Source organism: Thalassotalea montiporae, from assembly GCF_053485855.1.
Genome location: NZ_JBQRUO010000002.1, coordinates 408799 through 429502 on the forward strand (window position 1 = coordinate 408799; position 20704 = coordinate 429502).

A 20704-nucleotide genomic window follows, 5' to 3' on the forward strand; every position below is an offset into this window, starting at 1 on the left:
ATTAACAAGAGTGCATAATGACCTTAGCTTGGCAAAATCGACTTATTTACTTACTCGCCTTCTGTAGCGGCTTTTCCATCATGGGTGTGGAATTACTCGGCGGCCGCATTCTGGCTCCTTTTTTTGGCAGTAGTGTGCATATTTGGGGCAGTATTATTACTGTTTTTATGCTGAGCCTGTCGATTGGTTATTTATATGGCGGTAAGCTTTCCACCCAGAATGCTAACCTGACTCGCTATGGCATGATTTTTATTGTTGCCGGTGTATTAGTGCTTCCTATCGCCCTTTGGGCAAACCCCATTATGGAAACGATATTTGTCGCGATTGAAGACAGCCGCTATGGCTCGTTAGCAGCCGCAAGTGCCTTATTCCTGTTACCGACCATAGTGCTTGGAATGATTTCTCCTTACTCCGTACGTTTGCTGGTCACCAGTAAAGAGCAAAGCGGGCAAGTTGCTGGCATTTTATATTTTGTGAGCACTTTAGGCTCTGCCATGGGCACCATTTTTACCTCTTTCTATTTTGTCCTTTGGTTTGAAGTTAACACTATTATTGTCAGCTACAGCGCACTGCTCGTGGTATTAGGGGCAACGGCCATCACTTTTCAAAAATTGGCGAGTCAAACACAACTAGCGACAACAGAGGAAGTGGCTCATGAGAACTAATGTATACCTGCTCGCCACTTTGCTAGCCTTTAGTTTGTTTACAACCAGTGCTTTAGCTAAAGTTATTCATCAAGAACGGTCTATGTATCGCAATATTTTAGTGGAAGACACTGGAAATTTGCGCTGCTTAAAGTTCAATGTAAAAAGTAAGAAAACCAACCAAAGCTGCTTTTTAAAATCAGATCCTAATCGCTTAGTGTTCAATTACACCAAGTTAATGTTCTCAGGCATGATAGTGAATCCCAACCCTAGCCGCGTTTTAATTGTTGGCTTGGGTGGCGGCACCATGTCAAACACCCTGCACCAATTGCTGCCTGATGCGGAAATAGAAAATATTGAAATTGACCCAGCAGTGATCAAGGTTGCTCGCCAATATTTCAGCTTTTTTGAAAACGATAAAGTCACCAGTAAAGTGGTAGATGGGCGCATTTTTATTAAACGCGCACTACTGAAAAAACAGCATTACGACTGGATTATTCTTGACGCGTTTAACGGTGATTACATTCCCGAGCACTTAATGACCAAAGAATTCTTAGAAGAAACTAAAAAGTTATTGTCGAGTAACGGCGTATTAACCGCTAACACCTTTTCGATTAGCGATTTATACGAATATGAATCTTCCACTTATCAATCGGTTTTTGGCGACTTTTACCAGGTAAAAAGTAAGCGCCAAGAAAACCGAATTATTCTCGCAACGAAAAACGACCTACCGAGCAAAGCACAATTAAAAACAAATTTGGCGGCATTGCACGACCGTTTGCGCCCATATGATGTCAATATTCTCAAAGTATTTAACAGTTTTACCGACAAACAAGACTGGCCGGAAAACGCTCCGATACTGACAGATCAATTCTCGCCAGCGAATTTGTTGAATCAATAAAACGAGAAATTTATGTTTGCCAGTGAGGAGCAATAAGCTGCCAAACCAGCTGCTGGTGTTGATGAACTGGCAGCTCGCCGCACTCAGCTAACGGCCCAAAGCTAAAGTAGGGGCTCTTCATCGCTTGTTGAAGTTGCTCGCAAACATAAACATCTTCCTGCATAAAATCACCTGAGCCTAGCGGGTGCTTATCGCCTTGCTGGGTACTGTTCGCTTTCACCTTTCGCTGCCAATAAGCATACGACTTTGCCGCTTGTGACATAAATGCTAGCGACGAAGTGTTTTTTACTTTTGTTCGAATATTCACACGGGTTTTATCAGCCGCTAGGGGCACTGTATGAAACACAGACCAAGACGACTCTGTTTCTGCCAAGCCTACCCCGGGAAACAGCATAGGCACCCAAGTGCCCAGTTTAGGATCGGTTTTATCCATAAGCAGCGGCAAGGGGGCGTTAGTACTAATATCTTGCTGATAATCAGCGCTAAGTGGCTCCCAAAAATGAAAATGATGATCGGCAAAACCAAATTGCGCCCGTTTGTGATCATACATACTCAAGGTACCTGAATGCAGGTGAGCTAGATGGTAGTGGTCGATATAATTCTCCACTACAATTTTCCAATTGGCATTAATGTCTTGGCCAACAAAATCATCCGGTGATTCTATTAATGGCTCGACATCATAAGGTGCAAGCTGCTCCGCCATTGGCGCAAACCAATCGGCAAGCTCAATTGCATCTGGCTTGGCATGTACCCAAATCATGCCACGCCAAACACCGACTTTTGCGAGCTTTAAGCCGTAGCAGCTTTTCTCTAGCTGACTAAATTGGCGTTTATGCTCAGGCAACCCTAATAAGTTGCCCGCGAGATCATAGCTCCAGTTATGATAAGGGCACACAATCTTCACGCCGATATTACCTTTACCATCCAGTAACCGCGTACCGCGATGGCGACATGCATTGTGATAAGCACTTAACCGATTGTCTTGTCCTTTAATCACCAGAATATCCGCCAAGCCCGCCTTGGCGGTTAGATAGTCGCCCGGCGCTAATAGATCCTCCACTAAGCCTGCATACTGCCAATGTTCAGTAAATATATGGCGTTGCTCTAACTGGAAAAACTGTTCGCTGGTATACGCCTCTACGGGCAATATGGCATTAAGCATGCTCCCTCCTTACCACTGTGTTTACCAATATGGTGTGTGCGGATAAATAAAGCAGCTAGCCGCCACCAGAGCCCAAATCAGCATGGTAAACCAGTACATGCCCGGCTCATGCTCACGACGGTAGGCTTGCCAGATATAAGCTTGGCCACGCACCAAATCAATTAACAGCCAAATGACTAAGGCAAAGCCTAACCAATACGACCAAGGTAGTAAGTTCAACATTGAACTGCTCTCCCGAAAGTAAATTTTGAATTAAACATGTTTGCTCCTTCGTTGCTCTTGCTCGCACTTATGATTTGGCATATTTACTGCTCTGTATTTATCGCTCGTCATAGTTGAGCGTGCCGTCTAAATCTCTGTCTAAGGCGATCTGCCAGCCTTTACCCGGCACATGGCAAGTAAAGGTTAGGGAGTTGTTTGGCATCACAGCTAAGGCAAGTAAGTCTTCACTGCTGATCAGGGCGTCATTACCACTATCACTGCGATACATTGCTTCACTTGGAAGGTAGAAATAGCCGCGAGTTTGCTGCGCAATACTGCCTTGGGCAATTAAGTCACATTCGGTCACTTCACCACCTAGTAGTTTTGAGACAAAAGGAGTTTGCGCTCGTTGCTCAAATAGCTCAACGCGCTGCGCTGTCGCTTCACCAGTTGTGTGATTAACCGTAACTTGTTGGCCAACGATTGGGGCTAAATCGTTATCGAATTCCATCATGTAATCCACTAGCCCTTGTCGCGTCACTTCGTCTGGAATACCGATTTCACCCGCATTAAAATGACAGCCAAAGCGTGCGTCTGCCCCTTCTGGACAGCCGATTTCACCGTTATCAAATACGCCACCTTTAAGGAAATTCAGTAATTGATCGGTAGCGCCATCGTGTAAAAAGCCAAAACCACGAATTTGCTCACCTTGATGCTGCTTGGTATGCGATGGTAAGAAACCTTCGCGATCCGGCAAACCAAACATGCCAACACGGGTATATAAGTTGCGTAATTGTGGCACTTTAAAAATCTGAATTTCGCCGCCGTGAGCAATTTCACCTCGGCTGCCATAAAAGCCTTGGGCGTGGTCAACACCATGACAGCCTTCACAGTTAACACCATCAACTGAATCACCATTAAGTGGTGTATCTGTTGCTGCACCATCAGCACGGCGTTCACCGTGGAAAAAGTTAGCGCCTTGCTGCGCTGAAGCCGACAAGTCATTGTCTAGTGTGCGGATAGGGTTTGGCGGCAATGCCACACCCAGCATAAAGTCCGCAAATTTATCCATATCTTGCTCAAGCGCGATAACATCTGACGATTTCTCTGCTGCCTCAGCCGATGCTGGTAATTCAATGTCTAAACCGAGCAAGCCTTCAAACGCGACAATAAAGTTTTTGAACGACTGTTTTTCATCTAGCGTTTGATTGTGATCGTCACCAAAGTAGCCCACTGAACGATCACCTCGCCAATGCATATGGCCATGATGCTGCATGCCCCGCATGGTCTGTGTGCCCATTGGCCCTTTCATTGAGGCAAAAGTGCGTTTGTCACCATCTCCGTTAATCAGCTCCAATAGCTGACAACTTTCTTCGTCAGGGCCGACCAACAAACAACCGAGCTCAGAAAGGTTGTCTGTAGGGAATGGTTGTGGATTGCGAGCATTTCCAGCGTCAGGGTTACCTAAATTCCAGCTTAAGTGGTCGGTATCCCCAAAAATATGACAGCTTGCACACGAGGCTTCGCCGTTAGACGATGAACGTTGGCCGTCATAAAGCATAAAACGTCCTGCTGAAAAGCTTTCTGGCTCTAGCGTTGCTAACGCGATACGCTGCAATTCTTGGTGAGAATCTCGTTCAATGCGAACTAGGCTGTTATCAAATCGGGTGTAAACATAAAGCGCACTATGCTGGTGCGACAGCAGCAAGCCTGCTGGGCCACCGCTAACGTCTATATGCTTTTCATTGGCTGCTATCGCCGAATATTCTTGCTCGACACTGCCTTTACCATCCCAATATTTATCTTGTTCAAGTTGTGCCGCTGGAAAAACCGCGACTTTATTAGAGCCAATAACAGCATTGTATAGCCATTGCCCATCGTGGCTAACGGCTAGTTGAGTAGGAGTTGAAAGCGTATAAGCTTTTAACTCACCGTTCCCTTTTAGGTCGGCATAATCAATATGAGTGTTTAGCGGCCTAACGCTAACTTGTTGCCCTTCTGCCGCAAGCGGCGAAATCACCGAAATTTGACTGCGCGCAATATTGCCTTGCACGGTTGAGCCAGTATATTCACCTGCCCCTTCAAACCGTGTGGCGTTATTAGCCTCAGTATTGCTGACATATACCTGCCCACTTATCGGATTAACCGCCAAATTAAATAAAGTCGTTCCGACATGTGAATAACTCGCAGTTTCGGTTAATGACTCAGTATCAATGGCGAATACATCGGTATCTGGCAGTGCAAAACGAATACCGTTAGAAAAGTTACGCCCTTTGCTATCACGCCATTGGCCAGAAGCTTGGTCATACTTAACAATCATGCTGGTCCAAGGTTGTGGCTTACCTTCGCGGTTTGTACCCGGTGCTGTGCGCCCGCCGGGTAAGTAGCCGTCAGCCAAGCCATTTGGGCTAGAGATTTGGTCAAGCACTTGGCAAGGATAAGCGCCATACTCATCGTCTTCATAACCGTAACAAAGCACCGCCTCATGCACCGCCGTGGTTTGGTTACCAGAATTAAACACACCAGCATAAACCGTTTGCTCATCAGGTGTGACCGCGAGGCCTCGCAAAGTATCACCAAACACAGAAACAATTTTTAGTGGTTTGCCTCCTAAGCTTACACCTAGATTTTGCGTATCAAATACCCAAATATCGCCGCGCCCGACACCAGCGGTATGCAACTGAGCATCGCCAGCCCCTTCGACATCTGCTAACGCTGGATTCATTCGTTGCTGGCCACGGTGAGCAGTGGTAATAAACGCCTTTTGCCTAGCAATCACAATATCTTTAGGCTCATCACCAACAAGCAAGGTGCGCACAACCTTGGCAGGCGCGGCGGTTAAATCAATAATGCTGATGGAATCAGAAACATGATTCACCACCCAAGCCTGATTATTGGTGATCGCCACCGCGACAGGTTCAACGCCAACCGGCACAGATTCCGAAAAGCTCAATGCCCCTTGCTGATCAACATCGAAAATATCTAAGCTGTTGTTCGCGGTATTGGTGATGATGACACGGCGACCATCTGCCGTCTCGGCAATCGGCCTCACAGGTGCCGACTCAAAGCTGATAAAGCGCCCCTTTACACTTGGCGGCGTAATTTGAGGTGGCACCTGATCTGTTGGTGGCACAGGTTGCGGTGACGGTGATGGCTGAGGCATAACCACTTCATCTGAATGTGAACCATTACCACCACAGCCTGCTAACGCAACCACACTCATTGCACTAAAAGCAAACCCTATACTTCTGATAGCACTTTTCATTTGAGCCGATCCTTCCCATAAATTTTCAAACTGACAATTTATAAGATAACCAGCCGAATATTAAATTGTCAACGTGACAATTTAAATTTTCTTGATATAGTTCGATAAACACCCAAGCTCCAAAGCAACTAACCGCTATTCACGCAGGAGAAATATGGCTAGACCAAGCATGGCTGGCCAGCGCCGCGAAGAAATTCTTGATGCGCTGGAACTTTGTATTCTGGAAAAAGGCATACAAGCCACATCGTTAGAAAACATTGCTGAAAAGGCACAAATGAAGCGCACCATATTGCGGCATTATATTGGCAATCGCGATCAGATTATCATTGCCTTAAGTGAACGTTGGGCTCAGAAATACCAGCAAGAATGGCAAGAACTAATGCTCTGGTTACCGCCCAATAATCGCAGCGAAGCCTTACTTGATGCCCTATTTACCGTACATTCCAAGGAAATGGTCAACAATGCTGTGATCGGTGAAGCAATTTTTTCCGAAGCCAAACGACTGCCAGAGATTAAGGCGCACCAAGTGGCCATTATGGCTGAGTTTATTAGCCACGCTTACGCGACCTTCCAACAAGACTACCCAAACACAGCCCCAGACAAAATTGAGCTTGTCGCCCACGCCCTATACGCCAACTACTTGATGAGTGAATCACTGATCCCACTTAAAATGGTAGATGAAATTCATAAACTAAAACAAGCCTCTAGATTGCTTTGTCAAGTTTTGGAGACAAACTAGCCAATTTACAATTAGAAAAATCATTTATTTTCATTTTGACAATTTAAATTCAAATATTTAAGCTATGCTCATCTTTTAGCCTGGAGGGGATCATTACGTGGGCTTAGCAAATTCTTTAATTACCACGGCAATCATTACTGGTTTGGTATGGGCAGTTGCCATTTATCAGCCAAGTGCCAATGCCATTGAAAGTAAATCGTCAAATCTTGTGCTTGAGCAAGCAGCTGAAAAGCCGCCAAAGCAACAGACTTCAATCAAGGTTATAAAGCCAATAGCAGTCAGTTCAAGTAAGCAACAAAGCGAAAAAACAAAGGCACTGAATAACACGCCAGAAGTTATTCAAATTAGTGGCATTAGCATGCGCCTATCATTAGATAACACCGCACCTTTATGGCAAGCATTTGAACAAGCCACCGAGCTCCATAACCAATTGTCTAAACAGCCAAAACAGCTTTATGTCAGCTATGGTAATTTTGATAACGACTTTGACACAGCGACAGTCACCATAGGCTACAACGCAGCATTACTTAACTCAGCTTCAAAACTGCTTACGGTTTCACTCAGCCAATATAAAACTCTGCTGGTACGCAGCAATTACCGCAATGACGAGCTAAAAACAGGCTGGCAGAAAATTAACTATAACGCGGCACTAGACAGTGTTTTAGAAATTCACCAGCTTGACGGCCAAGGCCAATCGGTAGCGACTGAGCTACTGGTGGCCTATCGATAACAGCTTATCGAGAGCTATTTACCTAGAGTAAACACGAGGAAGATGTAATGGATTGGTTAACACAGATTTGGTCAGTTGATGATGTTTGGTGGCTAGAAACTTGGATTGATGACTGGTTTTTAGTAATTGCGCTGGCGTTCTTTGTGATTGAATTGCTTCGCTATGCTGTAAAAAAACAAGTTACCCGAAATTTATTGGGCGACAGCCTTGCTAACTTTGTCACTTTGGCTGCTTTTATTACCATAGTCGCGATTGTCGCAGCCGCTTATGTTGGCGTATTTTTCTACGCTTATGAATTTAGGCTCGTCGATTTGCCGATTTCCCTATGGACCATACTGTGCTGCATTGTACTTGCCGATCTTGCCTACTATTGGGAGCACCGATTCCTGCATATGAATGGCTTTGGTTGGGCAACTCATACCGTGCACCACAGCTCACCGCATTTTAATATTTCGGTCGCTTATCGCCATGGCCCAATGGACTGGTTTTTCCCATTGTTTTTCTATTTGCCGCTAGCGTTAATGGGCTTTCATCCATTTGTGATCTTTTTAGCGGAAGTGGTGGTGCAGGTTTATCAAACCTTGCTACATACAGAAACAGTGAAGAAGTTGCCACGCCCGATTGAAGCGATTTTCAATACGCCATCGCACCACCGTGTACACCATGCCACTAACAAAGAGTATTTAGATAAGAACTATGCCGGCATATTGATTATTTGGGACAAAATGTTTGGCACCTTTGCCGAAGAAAAAACGACGGTGCGCTACGGTGTTTTCCCAAGAATTAATAGTGTCAATCCAGTCAAAGTCTTCTTTAGCGGCTATATGACTTTATCGAAGCGATTGTGGCAAGCGCCATCTTGGGGATATCGTTGGAATTTACTGGTGAAGTCGCCAACATGGGCATGGCAGCAGGAGCAAGCCACTAAACCCAAAGCTTAAGTTGGCTCCTTTAAACTGAATAAATCTAACTTGCTTTGTCAGAGTTGATAAGATGCTGCCAACTCTGACTGTCACATGTGTGCCAAACTCGGCCGTTCAACAACTAATGATCTTAAATTTAATTACGATAGGTGATGTTCAACCGACTCATTTCAAGGCAGAGTCTTGTTGGGTAAGAAAGCCTGTTGCAGCTTGATGTGGCAATTAGAGCAAGCTAATTGCTGCCCCATATAAATAGCACTTCATCTAATTTACACCGTTACATTTTTAATTTGGGGATTTCTTCTCCGTATACCCACTTATCAAAGAAAGATGTAAGAGAAGTTGCAGTTGTTTTCTCGAAAGAAGATTTTAGATCTTGGGTAGTTACTGAACCATCTTTGTGTTTAACCGTATACTCTTTAAGAGCTTTCCAAAATAACTCTTCCCCTAATTTTTCTCTAAGCATATAGAATATGATTGCGCCTTTGCTGTATGCCATTGTGTGATTAATCTCTTGTTCTCTAATCACTTTACTGAATGCAACAGGGGCAATACGATTTTCATTTACAGCTATTTCTACACGTTTTACGGCTACGCTTATTTCGTTTTTATAAGCGGTATCACCAAACAAATGTTGTTTGTAAGCTGCTACTAAAAATACGACTAATCCTTCATTTAACCAGAAATGTGAAAAATTTGAGCTAGTGACACTATTACCCCACCATTCATGTGCTAGTTCATGAGCAATAAACCAATTTTCATTTTTGTTCTTCAAAACAGTGTGAACAAACTTTTCACCCACCAAGCTAAAACCAGAAGCTTCTTGTGCCATATAGCCATCTACAACAACATAACGATAACCATGTTCATTAAGCGAAAATCCAGCTTTACTCTCAAAAAAACTCAACATATCAGCAACATCTTTAAAGGCTAATTTTAACAAAGGCGAAGTTAAGTCAGATTTTTCAGCTCTTCTATACAAAACAGAAATATCAGTTCTACTGGAATCCAATAGTAAAGTTTCAAAAAAACCCAGAGCAAAACCAAAAGTATATATCGGAATTGGAATATCCTGCTTCCAATGAGAAATGGTTGTCTTTTGGCCAGTCTCGTAGCGAGATATTAACTGTCCATTACCCACTGATTCCAAACCTGTTTCATGTTCTAATAAAAGTTCAAATGTTGCTTTATCTGATATATCACCATGAGAAATAAGCCAATTCTTTGTATGATATACAGTAAACAGGTGATCTTCATAAAACTTCATACCTCTCTCTGGTGCAGCGGTATATTCAACTTTTAAAGAGTAGGCTTTACCTGATTTTAAATTATCTTCAAACTGAACTATTAATTGCTCATTTATTAAATCGTAGTTAATAGCCTTTCCACCAAATCGGACAGATTTCACTTGTTTATATTTAGAAGAAAACTTTAACTGACGCAGGTTTTGAATCACTGGGACGAATTTTATTGTAACAGCGGCAGACAAAGATTTGCTTTCAAAGTTAGGTTCAATTTCTGCTCGGTAATGCACGTAATCTACTTCTGAAACCTTAACTTCATCAACCTTTGCATGCCCTATATTTGGTATTGTTAGGATGAAGAAGCACAGAATTGATAGATGAATGAACTTCATATTCAACTTACCCTTTATGGCGTTTAAGCCAGTTTTTTACTGGTATTAACCATTCTTTTCTTGGCTTAAAAAACGCTCCATGTTCTTTACCAGTCGATATTGAAATTTCTTCGAAAGAACTAACAGTATCATCTCTTCTTGCGACTACATCGCTACATGAACCAACTGAATCTGAGGTTTCGTAGACTGAAAATAAGTGTCCATAAATTGCTATTTCTTTTCTCTTAGCTAAACCGCTTGTACATGCAGCTAAAATAACAAAATTAATATTTTTGTTTTTTAGATAACTTGATGTAATTGCCGTAATAAACCCACCACGGGAAAAACCAACCAAAGAAATATTTTTCGCTGGCACACCGTTTTCGATTAATTTATTCACTTGTGCTGCTAACTTCTCTGCATATTTAAAAGGGTGAGTTTTAGCTGGTCGGTGAGTAGCAATTAGGTGGTAGCTAGAATCGGTTAGTTGCGCCTTAACGGCTGGAAAGTCATATTGTCCCCAACGCTCATGAATAGGGGTTGGGTTTTCGCCTTCCACAATATAGCCATGAGAATAAAATACGTACCTTGCATTCTTATCTATAACCTCAGGAAATGCATAATTTTCGTTTGCGAAAGCTGAACTACTAAATGTTAAAACTCCAAGTAGAAGTAATAATAATTTCATATAGATATCCCTATACTTAACGTTCAAAATGATGCAAACCCTACACTAATAACATTCCTGATATCAAACGGTTTTATACCAACACGTAAATTGTCGCTGCCGTTATTTGAATGTCCGCTTGTAGAGTTGAGTCAATAACATCAACTGACTGTGACCACCGTCGTTTGATCGCTCATAGCAGACGTTGGGTGCATCAACTGCTAATCTTGTTTAAACTGGCGAGTGAAAGTGAAACCTTGCCTTGGACTTGTTGAAACACTAGCCGCGGTTAACAGTTTATTTCCTATTTTTCTTGTTGCTTGTGTTTTCCTTTCTTACCAACCATTTTTCGAGCGTCGTTTCTTTACCACGGAAAAATTGCACATAAGTCCACAGCGAAAAGCCTTCAATCAGTTGAGCAATAACAACTGCAATGACAAACAATATGCCAAGTACCTCCATGAAAAACTCCTTTTAGCACTAAAATACATACTTGTTAGATACCCAATTCTGATTAACTTTCCAAGCCAAGTATTACTTACCAAGCCCCAACGAAAGGCGCTCCATAATGGCGAGTAGTTGCAGCGCATCAGGGCTATTGCTGCTCATTAACCCTTTCACTGTACCCAGTTGATCCGCTTGGCTGCGATGTTGGCCTAACTTGGCTTTGGCTTCAACACGGTCGATATCAATACGAAAACCGATAATACCTTTTGCGAGTTTTTGCTGATAATCCAATGGCATGGTGGGTTGAGGATCAGCGCTCTTTGCTTTTTCAGTTAATGCTTGTTCATTTAACTCTTGCTCATGTAGCTCTTGTTCGAGCAATAACGCAGGCTGATATTTTTGAACTAGTTGCTGAACGGCATCAATTGTTTGCGCTTCATCAAGCCAGTGTAGGCTGCCGTGAACATGCACTGCCACATAATTCCATGTGGGTACGGCCGGCATACCTTGATACCAAGTCGGATCAATATAGTCGTGTGGGCCATGGAATATCGCCAGTACATCAGAATTTTCAGCCACTTTTTTATGATGATTATTACGCGCGATATGGCCAATCAAGCAGTTTTTCGCTTGATCGTAAATCAGTGGCACATGCGTGGCATCTAGGCTTGGCGAAACAACCGTTGCAAAGCTGTAACGGTTAATAATATCGGCAATTTGTGCTGGCTCTTTAATTCGCCATTTTTCTGGGACGTGCATACAGCTCCTAATCCGTTAGTTATGTTAGATAAAACCTCTAATCACTAAAGCTAACGGATAAGGCACTGATTGTTAATTTATTTTCAGCAGAAACTTAATGAATAACAAATCGGCTACATTAGGGAAGTAGCTTTACAATTTTCTACGTTATTACTTTTTCCGTCCGAGTGATAAACGCTTTTTATTACCTGAATCGTTCCCTGTATCGCTCACTTCCTTGCCAGTTTTTTTAGTGCCTTTAGCGTTAGGGTTATCGATACGGTAGGTTTTGCTTTTATTTGGTTTTTCGGCACGAGCTTTTCTCGGCTGTTCACTCTCGCGAGCAGGTTTAGCTGATTGATTATCTCGATTACCATTGTATTTAGCACTGCGCTTGTCGTTTTTGCGATTTGAATTCGCTACTGAGTGGTTCTCGCGACGTTTTTCATTGTCTCGCTTGTTATGTGGCTTATTTTGCGACTTGTTTTGTGGCTTTTTAGCCGCTTCATCATTTTTCGCATGGCGAGCGTTTGAACGACTTTTATCATTTCTTTTGTTGTCATTTTCTGCCTGCTCAGCTTTAAGTGACGTTTTGCGTGAGTCTTTTACTGCGCTATTAATTTGCGTTAATTCGTCTTTGGTTAAGTTACGCCACTGCCCTGGCTTTAAGCCAGTTAAATCAACATTCATAATACGCACGCGCTTTAGCTTAGTCACTTCATAGCCAAGGTATTCACACATACGGCGAATTTGTCGGTTTAGGCCTTGAGTTAACGTGATTTTGAACACGAAACGACTGACAGGTTCAACGCGACAGGGGTTAGTGATCGTCCCTAGTATAGGCACACCGCGTGACATGCGCTCAACAAAGCGTTCACTGATCGGCTTATCTACGGTGACGATATATTCTTTATCATGAGCATTTTCGGCACGAAGAATTTTATTAACGATATCACCGTCACTGGTTAGAAAAATCAGCCCTTCCGAGGGTTTATCTAAACGGCCAATCGGGAAAATACGCTCTTTATGACCAATGGCATCAACAATATTACCGCGCACTTGGCGCTCAGTCGTACATATCACACCTATTGGCTTGTGATAAGCAATATAGATTCGATCCGATTTATTCTCGGCGCTGGCTGCAATAGGCTTGCCATCGACCTCCACTTGGTCGCCATCTTGCACTTTTGTGCCAAGCTCAGGCAACTTGCCATTAATCGTCACCCGCTGGCGTTCAATTAATTTATCTGCTTCACGGCGCGAGCAAAAACCCGATTCACTAATAAATTTATTAAGGCGCTTTCCGGTGCTAGCGTTTTGAGCAGGCTGTTGAGCTGGTTTGTGCGTTGGCAAGGTGAGGTTCTCTGAGCAGTTAACTTGGCGGCGATCATAGCCTAAATTGACCAAAAACGCTGTAGCTAATCTACAGCAAGCTAGTAACCAAAAACGTGGTGGCGAAGGCGTTTGACAAAAAGCATCGGTTATTTAGACATTTACCAAAAAAAGCAGTATGTTATTTCAGCAAAATAAGCACAGCACACACGTTTTAGTGCTGTGCTAAAACTAGCTGTCGATAAGGGAATATCCGCAATATCATGTTCACAATCAAGTTCAATATTAGCTGTTTTACTTGGCTGCTCATCACAATAACTCTGGTGTTCTCTGTTAGCACACCAGCAGAAGAAAGCGTGTATCGCTACCACTCGAAAGATGGCGTATTGTCTTTTTCTGACATCGAGCCAATAGATACCTACTATGAAACCGTGAAATTTGGTTGCTACGCCTGTGGCGTTTATTCTGAAATTGACTGGTTAGAAACAAAGCTTTATCCCGACAGCTATCGCAAAGAAATTGAAGGTATGGCCGATTATTACCAAGTAGACGCCAACCTAGTGCGTGCCATTATTCATGCCGAATCGCACTTTCGCAAAGATGTTATCTCCAAACAAGGTGCACAGGGGCTTATGCAGTTAATGCCAGCAACAGCGCGCGAACTTGGAGTAGTCAATCCTTTTGATCCTCAGCAAAATATTCGTGGTGGCGTAAAACACCTCGCCAAATTAATGAAGAAATACTATGGCAATATTCGACTAGTTGCGGCAGCTTATAATGCAGGTGAGGGATCCGTTCGAAAATACCAAGGCATTCCCCCTTTCCCCGAAACTCAAGTCTATATCGAGCGGGTTGAAATCCTACATAAACGCTATAGCAAAATCATTTAGGCGCTAAAACACAGCGCCTAACTAAAGCACTTAACCAAAGCGCTTAACTAAGGCGTTTAAAAACTGATCTCTTCATTATTAATGACTGATAGCAAGAATGGCGTAAAGCCGACCATGCCAATAATCATCAATATTGTTAACACTAATAAAACAGAACTTGTCGCTATCTTCCAGTAGCTATGCCTAATTGCCTGTGAGTGTTTTTCTGTTGCAAAGAAGTACAGCTGTAAAACGGCTAACGGCAGTAAATAACATCCAAACGTCCAAAGCGAGAAAAACAAATCACCGAAAGCAGGCTTGGTACCTAATAGATTTCCCGTAATTAAATAGCTAAACGTGCCAACTCTTAATGTCCATTGGGCATTTGAGACAACAAATAAACGCAACGCCCATTTTCGGTGTGTTTTGATGTCTTTGTTAATCGCATTACGCACCGCAAAATAGGCAAATAACAAAATTAAAAAACCATTAATCGTAGTGCCAATACCCGATGAGTCTATCGGATCAGGATCTCGAATCCAGACTAAGTAAAAGCCTGAAATTGCCAAACAAAATACCGTTATTAAATACACATAGCCGTTAATTTTATGAAATCGAGGAAAGGTACTACGCAATTTAGGTATAAGCTGTAATATGCCGCCAAAAGCAACAATACCTGCACCTATTGCGTGTGCAGCGAAGGCAAGGTTACCGGAGAAATCTCCAACGTGATAAGGCTTAGCCCCCATCGCCTCCCAGCGATTCCAGATTTCCATATTGTCGTTAATCACTGAAAAGCCGTAAAACGCAAATATGTAGTAGAAGAAAAACCATTGGCCCAAAAGAATGCTGATAAACCAAAAAACTGACGAGTATTTTAAAGCTCGATCGGCAATTTTGTCAGGCGACACTTTTGTCACATTATTGGTGTCGGTAAGTTTTATTGAAGAGCTTGAATCGTGACTGCGCGTATTTTCCATTATTAAGTTCTCTTTTTCTAACGTCATTCAAGCGAATAATGGAAAAAAAAGCCGCAGATATCGTCCAAATAGGCCTATTTGCACGTTTTATTGCAAGAAAATTAGGCTATTTCAGAGGAATATATGAATTTTGTCGAATAAATCATCACTTCTATTTAAAGCACTAAGTAGAGTAATTCAACCAGAGAGATGATGGATACTTAGAAATAGTTAGCCAGAGATAATAACAATAGTGCCATTGATATTATCTCTGGCCTATCTAGTGCTTATTTTCTTGTAGGAGGTTTCGGTATTCCGATGGGCTATGTCCGACTATTTTTTTAAAGGCATTATTAAATGTTGATTTCGAGTTGAAGCCGACATCAAACGCAATGCTCGTCACCAATTTCTTGCGATCATGTAAGGCTTTTTTCGCCTCTTCAATGCGATAACTATTCACAAATTGGAAAAAATTCGTTTGTAAATGCTGCGACAGCGTTTCAGAAATATGATTTTCTGTTTCAGTGATGGCTTGAGACAACATATTCAATGACAAGTCTTCTTGTAAAAACAATTTTTCCTCGTTCATTGCGTGCGCTAATTTAGCCGCTATCAATTGCATTTTGTCAGGGCTAAGAATGGCTGTTCTTTTTTGGCTGACGCGAGGTACGCCTTTATCTGCTGTCGTAAGCACTTTTTGTGCTAACGCTTTTTGAATAAAAATAGCGAGAGCGATGACTTCCAGCACGGGTAAAACAATGCCACTGCCAAACCAGCGCCAGCCAAGTGCGTTTAAACAGAACTCAACAGCAAAAGCCAACCAAGTGATTCCCCAAATAATGAGAATGGTTTTAAACCAGTTTACAGAGCGTTGTTCAATATCAGAAAAGCGCTCTTGCAACTGCTGGCAGTGAGCATTGTGTAGGCGAAAAGCAAAACCTAAGAAAGTAAGTGTGAATGCAATAAAAACTAACGCGCTAAACAAACAGGTTAACAATGCAATTTTCCATTGTTCAGGGTCACGTGTTAGCGGATTGGCTAATGCCAACTTATCTTCTGAACTAATCAAAAAGATAAACGGCATCATCGCGGCTAATACGAGCACTGGCCCCGAGATGGCCAAAGCCCACAAACGTTTGTCGGCCGCTTTTTCAGGCGACATTGTAGCGTGGGCATAGAAATAAAGGGCTGGCCCTAACAATACTCTAAACGGCAATTGCGCGCCTGCCAGCGCCGGCGCATAAACATAAGCACCTGAATAAATAAAAAGCTCACCTGCTAAATGTGTTAACAACAGCAGCAACAAGCCTTTTAAAAAAACCGTCTGCCTATCATTTGGCCTTTTAAAAACATCCAGCAATGCCAGAATTGTCATTCCCACCATGCAGGAATACAAAATTGTCGGGAAAAGTTGGACCATAGTAAACTTCGCGTGACTTGGCAGTATGACCTTACGTTTAATTAGCTACATGTTTTACCTGAATAGCAAAAATGTCAAATGCTGGGTAAGCGAACTTATTCGCTAGGCACGAAGCACCAATTAATACTAAGAAACTTGTTAGCTACCCTTTTCACTTATCACCCAACTATTCAAGCATTAGCTTACTTGCTTTTGTTATTGGGGGATATCTTGGTTAAGCCACGATTCGGGCAAAATGTGTAGTTATTGTCTTGATTACTTTTCTTTCCCTGACCAACTACCCAGCGGAATGTAAGGCAATGATTGGGGTCATCAAGCTCGATTATTTCAATTTTCGTTGGTCGACGTGATGGATAAGTACGCACTTCACCTTGCCGCCAATAACCCAGCGGGAACTTACTTCCTAATCCGTCGTATTTTCTACCCCCCCACTTTTGTCGTTTATCATAAATTCTCACCAGTCCATCTTTTGAGTCATTGATGGTAAAAAACGATATAACTTCACCGCGATGTGGAATAGTAAAGGTTCTTCGGTAATAGGAAATTTCACTACCCGCCCACTTTATTTGAGTATTATTTTCTGCGGTTTTAAATGGCCCTGAAATATAGAAGTTACTACAAGGCCTGCCATCATATGGGGCGCAAGTTGTCGTGGATACGGGTTTTAGCGTTAATTGATGAGTCCCGTCCCATTTCGCTCCGGTAAAAAGCTCCACAGGAATAAAACGCTTTTGTTGTGAATCGTTAGCACAGGCAGTCTGAATCGACACAGCTAATAAAAAGAGTAATAAATAAATTTGTTGAGAGGGCTTCATCACATTCCTTTTTAATTAGATACTCAATTAAGTCGCTATTTAAAAAGCAAAGGTTTAAATCTGGGAGAGTTTGCTCGCTATGAATTGTGCGTGTGTAGATGCGATCAACTTATCAGTTGTTATATAGAAAAGTTCACTGCAGGTGATGAACTTTTCAATGCCCGAAGTTTTTAAGTATTTATTTATCGAACGACTACATAAATCGCTTAGTTTTACTGGTCGCTTGAGCATTGGCTGGATCATCTGGCCAATAATGTTTTGGGTATCTGCCTTTCATTTCTTTTTGCACTTGCTGGTAACTTCCTTGCCAAAATCCAGCAAGATCTTGGGTCACTTGTAGTGGCCGGCCGGCTGGCGATAACAATTCCAATGTTAAATTTATACCTTTACCTTGAGCACTATTACCGACCTGCGGGGATGCTGATAGCCCATACAATTCTTGCATGGGCAGCGATACTATCGGTGACTTTCCAGCTAGCTCACTCTTTGCACCACTTGGGTAACGAATAGGGCATTTGCGCCCAGTTGGGCCAATAAAAACCGTTGGTGCCTTTTGTTCCAGCGCTTGCTGCTGCGGATAATCCAATACTGAATGCAGCATAGTGGCGAAGTCTAATGCCAATAATTCTGATTTTTTCTTAATATCACCGACATATGGGTCAAACCAATCGGCTAAATTTGCCATCAACCAATCATTGTCCATTACAGGTAAAGCGAGTTCTGGCTGGTTAAGCGCCAGCCAACAAATACGTGAGCGCAGGTTTTCAACGTCATCAGAAAGTTTTAACCAAGTAAGTCCTTTTTTCGCCAGTTGCTGATGCCACATATCGACAACCAAAGCCGCTGTAAGCCCTGCATTACTTGGCTGCTCTGCAAGCACAATCGCGCCTAAATAACGTTTTTTGCTCGCAGTGATCGCATCTTTTTGTTCGTCATAGGTCAGGGAATCTTGTTCGTTAATTGCTAGCACTTGCCACGTTTCCAATGCCGCTAAACTCACTGGTGCAGCCAGCGATATGCGCTGCTGATTGCCTAATTTGATGGTACTGGCTGCAACAATCAAAGACTCTTCATTGAGTGGGTCGGTGTCAGCCAGCGATAAGCCTTTACCTGCTGAAGAAAGATAACTTGCCTGCTGACCTCGCTTTTTCGCAATACGCTCTGGATAAGCCAACGCCAAGAGTAAACCACAATAATCACGGCTGATATTGGCTTGCCAGTTACTATCAAAATGCCAACCTAGCTGACGGGCAAGCTGTTTAGCCTGCTGCACTATACGAGCAATAGCACCACTAGCCTTACCCGCTTTTTCTCTACTAATTACCATATCAACGCGAATGCCGATGTCAGCATTATCTCGACTAGCTTCTCGACTTAAAATATCACGCTCTTCGAGCAGTGCTGCCAGCAAACACCCAAGATTCAGTATTTTCGCGTCGTCTACCTGTGCTGCAATATGTTGTGCGGCCACCAGCATATGAGCAAACCTAGGATGGCAGCTAAGCTTAGCGACTTGTTGGCCATGCTTGGTGAGCTTGTGCTGCTCATCAACAATTTTGAGCTTAGCTAATGATTGCCAGCCTTGGCTGGTAAGCACCTCATTTGGCTGGTCAAGCAAGGGTAAGTCAGCCAAGGAGGACACTCCCCACCTTGCCGCTTCCATTAATACGGGTAGTAAATCAGTTTGTAATATGGCTGGCGTTGCTTGCTCTGGACGGCGCTGAAAATCTTCTTCACCGTACAAGCGAATACAATGGCCTGGTGCTAGTCGCCCTGCTCGTCCAGCCCGTTGAATCGCCGATGCTTTACTTATCGCTTGTTGGCTAAGCTGATTGGTCATGGTATGCACGTCATAACGTGCAACTTTTTCAAAACCGGCATCAATGACTAAGGTAATACCATCGATAGTTAAACTGGTTTCGGCGATATTCGTCGCTAACACAATTTTTCGTTGCCCTTGCACTGCTTTCATTGCCCGTTGCTGCTCTGCCAGTGATTGCTCACCAAAAAGCGGCGCTATCCTTAGGTCATCTGGCAGATCATTTGACTGGTCAGTTAGCTGCTCAGTTAATTGCTCTGCTAAATAGCGAATATCTGCCACACCAGGTAAAAACACCAAGGTTGAGCCACTATGATTAACAGCAAATTGTCGTATCACTTTTAACGCATGTTCACGCCAAAAAAATTGATTGGGCACCGCCAAATACTGTGAATCAACAGGGTAACTTCGACCTTCAGAATGCAAACTAAACGCATCAGGTAGTTGTGTGAGCAGTTCCTCTGTTGCCAACGTTGCCGACATTAATACTAAGGTTAAATCATCTCGCAGCCCTTGCTGACAATCTCGCGCTAGGGCAAAAGCAACATCGCCTTGTACTGAGCGCTCATGAAATTCATCAAACAAAATAAGGCTCGCCTCAGAGAGCTCAGGATCTTCCTGCAACAGCTGAGTTAGTATCCCCTCAGTAATCACTTCCAGTTTAGTCTTCGAAGACACCTTGCTGTCGTTTCTTAAGCGATAGCCAACGGTTTGGCCGACGGGCTCACCTAACTGGCTCGCCAGATAGGTAGCAATATTCTTGGCGGCAACACGTCTTGGCTGTAACAAGTAGATCGTTTTTTCTGCTTTTGCAGTGTCAAGTAACCACAGCGGCAGTACCGTGGATTTTCCGGCGCCCGGTGGAGCCGACAGCACTAGGGTTTGTTGTGTTGCTAATGCAGATAAAAAATCCGCTTTGATCTGTTCGATAGGAAATGAAGACAAGGGTTTGCTCTACTTACTTAAATTTTCGGGGCACACGTTACTTAGGCATCGCTGCTTGGGCATAGCTGCTTAGGCATAGCTATTTGGCCATTTTTACCGATTAAAACCACAACACTCGAGTGCCGATCTTTGTGACTAAACACCTACTCATTGTAACCATTTGTCACTCAAGCAGTTGATCTATGACAAAAAATGACCAACTTCTCCATTTTTCATCAAGGGTTGCCCTGTTATAATCCAATCAAAGGCTTATTTATTGCGTTCATATACTGTAGTTTACAGCTAAGCGATCCTACTCACAGCAATACACATTAGCGATGAAAAAGCGCGGCTCATTGATGCCAAATATTGTAACGATTCCCTGAAATTAAGGAAGCTAAACCCCATGTTTTATAGCTTTACAGCCATATTATTTACTGGCTTTTGCTATCTTCTACCACTAGTTGTTCGGCCTATCAGCGCCAGGCAAGCTAGCTTCGCTCGCACTGGGGGCTTGAATAATCAGAGCTTTTT

At 43.0% G+C, this 20704-nt stretch carries 18 protein-coding genes; 6 read left to right on the forward strand and 12 right to left on the reverse strand.

Going from position 1 to position 20704, the window contains the following annotated elements; genetic code table 11:
* The first annotated feature begins 17 nt into the window (after positions 1-17).
* Positions 18-665, forward strand: coding sequence for a fused MFS/spermidine synthase (locus ACSLUR_RS08340; protein WP_448553558.1), 648 nt, complete (start codon positions 18-20; stop codon positions 663-665).
* Positions 655-1545, forward strand: a complete 891-nt coding sequence (locus ACSLUR_RS08345) for a spermidine synthase (protein WP_448553560.1) — start codon at positions 655-657, stop codon at positions 1543-1545. The genes ACSLUR_RS08340 and ACSLUR_RS08345 overlap by 11 nt, the downstream gene beginning before the upstream one ends.
* Before the next feature lie 10 nt (positions 1546-1555).
* On the opposite strand, the gene ACSLUR_RS08350 is transcribed toward ACSLUR_RS08345, so the two are convergent.
* The 3 genes from ACSLUR_RS08350 to ACSLUR_RS08360 all read right to left on the reverse strand — a co-directional run bounded on the left by ACSLUR_RS08350 (position 1556) and on the right by ACSLUR_RS08360 (position 6173).
* The gene (locus ACSLUR_RS08350; protein ID WP_448553562.1) at positions 1556-2707 is read right to left on the reverse strand and encodes an aromatic ring-hydroxylating oxygenase subunit alpha; all 1152 of its coding nucleotides are present in this window, start codon (positions 2705-2707) and stop codon (positions 1556-1558) included.
* A gap of 21 nt (positions 2708-2728) precedes the next feature.
* The gene (locus ACSLUR_RS08355; protein ID WP_448553564.1) at positions 2729-2929 is read right to left on the reverse strand and encodes a hypothetical protein; all 201 of its coding nucleotides are present in this window, start codon (positions 2927-2929) and stop codon (positions 2729-2731) included.
* A 97-nt stretch (positions 2930-3026) separates the two neighbouring features.
* Entirely contained in the window at positions 3027-6173 is a 3147-nt protein-coding gene (locus tag ACSLUR_RS08360) for a YncE family protein (protein ID WP_448553566.1), read from the reverse strand.
* A gap of 154 nt (positions 6174-6327) precedes the next feature.
* On the opposite strand from ACSLUR_RS08360, the gene ACSLUR_RS08365 reads away from it, so the two are divergent.
* The 3 genes from ACSLUR_RS08365 to ACSLUR_RS08375 all read left to right on the forward strand — a co-directional run bounded on the left by ACSLUR_RS08365 (position 6328) and on the right by ACSLUR_RS08375 (position 8583).
* On the forward strand, positions 6328-6912 hold the full coding sequence (locus ACSLUR_RS08365; protein ID WP_448553568.1) for a TetR/AcrR family transcriptional regulator: 585 nt from the start codon (positions 6328-6330) through the stop codon (positions 6910-6912).
* Between the two features lie 97 nt (positions 6913-7009).
* A complete protein-coding gene (locus ACSLUR_RS08370) occupies positions 7010-7642 on the forward strand; it encodes a hypothetical protein (protein WP_448553570.1) in 633 nt (210 codons plus the stop codon).
* A gap of 47 nt (positions 7643-7689) precedes the next feature.
* Positions 7690-8583 carry a sterol desaturase family protein gene (locus tag ACSLUR_RS08375; RefSeq protein ID WP_448553572.1) on the forward strand — a complete coding sequence of 298 codons (894 nt, stop codon included), beginning with the start codon at positions 7690-7692 and terminating at the stop codon, positions 8581-8583.
* A 259-nt stretch (positions 8584-8842) separates the two neighbouring features.
* On the opposite strand, the gene ACSLUR_RS08380 is transcribed toward ACSLUR_RS08375, so the two are convergent.
* From ACSLUR_RS08380 to rluF, 5 genes are all read right to left on the reverse strand, one after another.
* Positions 8843-10201, reverse strand: a complete 1359-nt coding sequence (locus tag ACSLUR_RS08380) for a M1 family aminopeptidase (protein ID WP_448553574.1) — start codon at positions 10199-10201, stop codon at positions 8843-8845.
* Between the two features lie 7 nt (positions 10202-10208).
* On the reverse strand, positions 10209-10868 hold the full coding sequence (locus ACSLUR_RS08385) for an alpha/beta hydrolase (RefSeq protein WP_116016684.1): 660 nt from the start codon (positions 10866-10868) through the stop codon (positions 10209-10211).
* A 276-nt stretch (positions 10869-11144) separates the two neighbouring features.
* Positions 11145-11309: a hypothetical protein gene (locus ACSLUR_RS08390; RefSeq protein ID WP_448553576.1), complete on the reverse strand. Its 165-nt coding sequence runs from the start codon at positions 11307-11309 to the stop codon at positions 11145-11147.
* Between the two features lie 72 nt (positions 11310-11381).
* On the reverse strand, positions 11382-12053 hold the full coding sequence (locus ACSLUR_RS08395; RefSeq protein ID WP_448553578.1) for an FMN-binding negative transcriptional regulator: 672 nt from the start codon (positions 12051-12053) through the stop codon (positions 11382-11384).
* A 150-nt stretch (positions 12054-12203) separates the two neighbouring features.
* On the reverse strand, positions 12204-13316 hold the full coding sequence (rluF, locus tag ACSLUR_RS08400; RefSeq protein WP_448554351.1) for a 23S rRNA pseudouridine(2604) synthase RluF: 1113 nt from the start codon (positions 13314-13316) through the stop codon (positions 12204-12206).
* 311 nt (positions 13317-13627) lie between these two features.
* On the opposite strand from rluF, the gene ACSLUR_RS08405 reads away from it, so the two are divergent.
* Positions 13628-14254, forward strand: a complete 627-nt coding sequence (locus ACSLUR_RS08405; protein ID WP_448553580.1) for a lytic transglycosylase domain-containing protein — start codon at positions 13628-13630, stop codon at positions 14252-14254.
* A 56-nt stretch (positions 14255-14310) separates the two neighbouring features.
* Here ACSLUR_RS08405 and ACSLUR_RS08410 read toward each other — a convergent pair whose 3' ends face one another.
* From ACSLUR_RS08410 to hrpB, 4 genes are all read right to left on the reverse strand, one after another.
* Complete coding sequence (locus ACSLUR_RS08410; protein WP_448553582.1) at positions 14311-15213, reverse strand: DUF2306 domain-containing protein; 903 nt, start codon at positions 15211-15213, stop codon at positions 14311-14313.
* Positions 15214-15472: 259 nt separating this feature from the next.
* Positions 15473-16486: a helix-turn-helix domain-containing protein gene (locus tag ACSLUR_RS08415; protein ID WP_448553584.1), complete on the reverse strand. Its 1014-nt coding sequence runs from the start codon at positions 16484-16486 to the stop codon at positions 15473-15475.
* A gap of 308 nt (positions 16487-16794) precedes the next feature.
* On the reverse strand, positions 16795-17430 hold the full coding sequence (locus ACSLUR_RS08420) for a hypothetical protein (RefSeq protein WP_448553586.1): 636 nt from the start codon (positions 17428-17430) through the stop codon (positions 16795-16797).
* Between the two features lie 190 nt (positions 17431-17620).
* Complete coding sequence (gene hrpB / locus ACSLUR_RS08425) at positions 17621-20191, reverse strand: ATP-dependent helicase HrpB (RefSeq protein WP_448553588.1); 2571 nt, start codon at positions 20189-20191, stop codon at positions 17621-17623.
* Positions 20192-20704 lie beyond the last annotated feature (513 nt).

Coding starts and splice junctions, on each gene's coding strand:
- ACSLUR_RS08340 (WP_448553558.1), top strand. CDS start 18: ATGACCTTAGCTTGGCAAAATCGACTTATTTACTTACTCGCCTTCTGT.
- ACSLUR_RS08345 (WP_448553560.1), top strand. CDS start 655: ATGAGAACTAATGTATACCTGCTCGCCACTTTGCTAGCCTTTAGTTTG.
- ACSLUR_RS08350 (WP_448553562.1), bottom strand. CDS start 2,707: ATGCTTAATGCCATATTGCCCGTAGAGGCGTATACCAGCGAACAGTTT.
- ACSLUR_RS08355 (WP_448553564.1), bottom strand. CDS start 2,929: ATGTTGAACTTACTACCTTGGTCGTATTGGTTAGGCTTTGCCTTAGTC.
- ACSLUR_RS08360 (WP_448553566.1), bottom strand. CDS start 6,173: ATGAAAAGTGCTATCAGAAGTATAGGGTTTGCTTTTAGTGCAATGAGT.
- ACSLUR_RS08365 (WP_448553568.1), top strand. CDS start 6,328: ATGGCTAGACCAAGCATGGCTGGCCAGCGCCGCGAAGAAATTCTTGAT.
- ACSLUR_RS08375 (WP_448553572.1), top strand. CDS start 7,690: ATGGATTGGTTAACACAGATTTGGTCAGTTGATGATGTTTGGTGGCTA.
- ACSLUR_RS08380 (WP_448553574.1), bottom strand. CDS start 10,201: ATGAAGTTCATTCATCTATCAATTCTGTGCTTCTTCATCCTAACAATA.
- ACSLUR_RS08385 (WP_116016684.1), bottom strand. CDS start 10,868: ATGAAATTATTATTACTTCTACTTGGAGTTTTAACATTTAGTAGTTCA.
- ACSLUR_RS08390 (WP_448553576.1), bottom strand. CDS start 11,309: ATGGAGGTACTTGGCATATTGTTTGTCATTGCAGTTGTTATTGCTCAA.
- ACSLUR_RS08395 (WP_448553578.1), bottom strand. CDS start 12,053: ATGCACGTCCCAGAAAAATGGCGAATTAAAGAGCCAGCACAAATTGCC.
- ACSLUR_RS08405 (WP_448553580.1), top strand. CDS start 13,628: ATGTTCACAATCAAGTTCAATATTAGCTGTTTTACTTGGCTGCTCATC.
- ACSLUR_RS08410 (WP_448553582.1), bottom strand. CDS start 15,213: ATGGAAAATACGCGCAGTCACGATTCAAGCTCTTCAATAAAACTTACC.